This is a genomic window from Microcystis sp. M49636_WE2 (genome assembly GCF_030065375.1).
Lineage (GTDB): Bacteria > Cyanobacteriota > Cyanobacteriia > Cyanobacteriales > Microcystaceae > Microcystis > Microcystis aeruginosa_C.
Genome location: NZ_JASJFG010000141.1, coordinates 1 through 1,793, shown reverse-complemented (window position 1 = coordinate 1,793; position 1,793 = coordinate 1). Strand labels below are relative to the sequence as shown.

Below are 1,793 nucleotides of genomic sequence, written 5' to 3'. Positions count from 1 at the left end.
TGATCTGGTAGTCTATGAAGCTTTAAAGGTAAGAAACTTAGTCAAAAACCGTAAGCTTGCCAAGTCGATTTCTGATGCTTCTTGGTATCAATTCACTCACTGGTTGAATTATTTTGCCAAGATTTATCGGATTGTTTGTGTTGCTGTGCCGCCGCATTTCACTTCTCAAGATTGTTCAGTTTGTGGGACGAGAGTGCAAAAAACATTAAGCACTAGAACTCATCAATGTCCTAACTGTAAAACAGTCTTAGATAGGGATCATAATGCAGCAATAAATATTCTTAAAAAAGGGTTACAATATTTGGGAAATTATCTCAACGGTACTGTTGGGCAAACAGAAACCGACCCAAACGCCTTGGGAGAGTCCGGCCTCTGGATTCTTAATGGAGACATTGAGAATCTAAGCTGTCTCGTTGAACAAGGAATTTCTAACAGCAATGTGGAAAGAATCCCCCGTCACAGCGTAGCTTGACGGTGGGAGTATGTCAAATCACCCTATACTTGGAGGAATCTATCATGTCCATTCGTCTATACGTTGGTAATTTGCCCAAAGAATCCGTCGAGCGCGAAAAATTACAGGCGCTTTTTGCCGATGAAGGGGATACGATTACCACTAAAGTCATCAAAGATCGCAAAACTGGCAAATGTCGCGGTTTTGCCTTCGTTACCGTCCCTAGCGATGAACTAGCCGACCAGTTTATCGAAAAATACAACGGCCAATCCTTCATGGAAAACCCGATCAAAATCGAGAAAGCTCTCCCCCGCAGCAAGGGAGGTAAAGAAGAAGGAGAAGAAGCAGAAGGCACGGAGGCAAGCGTAGAAACCCCCGAAAAAGTCGAAAGACCGACTCCGAAACCGACGACAGCAGCACCGCGCAAATCCAGTAGTGGTGGTGGCGGCGGCAAAAAACGCAAGGGTGAACGGGGTGGCAGTAGTACCCCGAAAGTTACCGGCGATGGTGACGCTTTACAGCCAGATCCCCGTTGGGCCAATGAATTGGCTAAACTCAAGGAAATGTTAGCAGCTCAGGCCACTAATCCCTAATTGCATTGACAAGAGGGCAAGGGATAGCCGATAACTAAGAGGTTCAAAATATCGCTTTTAGGAATGTGCATCATGACAGCAATCGATCCGGTCATTATCATGAAACAGGAGGTCGGGAAGGCCGCCGCTAATCTAGTTCAATCTAATTCGGTCGTGGGATTGGGAACTGGTTCAACGACGGCCTATGCGATCGAGTATCTGGGCGCTAGACTGCAAAGCGGGGAAATCAGCAATATTGTCGGGGTTCCCACTTCTTTTCAAGCGCAAGTTTTAGCTAGGAAGTACGGAATTCCCCTCACTACCCTCGATGTCATCGTGAAGATGGATATCGCTATCGATGGGGCCGATGAGGTGGATCCCCAGAAAAATCTGATTAAAGGTGGCGGTGCTGCCCATACTCAGGAGAAAATTGTCGATAGTCTCGCCGATATTTTCGTCGTGGTAGTGGATGGCAATAAGCTGGTGGATAAGCTGGGATCGACTTTTCTTTTGCCGGTGGAAGTGTTACCCATGGCCATGACTCCGGTGATGCTGAAATTAGAGGCCCTCGGTGGTAAACCTTCTCTCCGCATGGGAGTGAAAAAAGCTGGCCCCGTGGTGACAGATCAAGGCAATTTAGTTATCGATGTTAAATTTGATAGTATCGATGATCCGGCTGATTTGGAAAGAACTATTAATAATATGCCGGGGGTTTTAGAAAATGGTTTATTTGTCGGGGTTGCTGATCTGATTCTCGTCGGTGAAATTAT

The 1,793-nt window shown here is 46.2% G+C and carries 3 protein-coding genes; all 3 read left to right on the top strand.

Annotated features, from left to right (window positions below; genetic code table 11):
• A partial coding sequence (locus PX484_RS03335) for an RNA-guided endonuclease InsQ/TnpB family protein (RefSeq protein ID WP_288102847.1) occupies nucleotides 1-472 on the top strand: 472 nt, incomplete at its 5' end.
• Nucleotides 473-516: 44 nt separating this feature from the next.
• Nucleotides 517-1,044: an RNA recognition motif domain-containing protein gene (locus PX484_RS03330; RefSeq protein ID WP_287768082.1), complete on the top strand. Its 528-nt coding sequence runs from the start codon at nucleotides 517-519 to the stop codon at nucleotides 1,042-1,044.
• Between the two features lie 72 nt (nucleotides 1,045-1,116).
• A partial coding sequence (rpiA, locus tag PX484_RS03325) for a ribose-5-phosphate isomerase RpiA (RefSeq protein ID WP_288102846.1) occupies nucleotides 1,117-1,793 on the top strand: 677 nt, incomplete at its 3' end.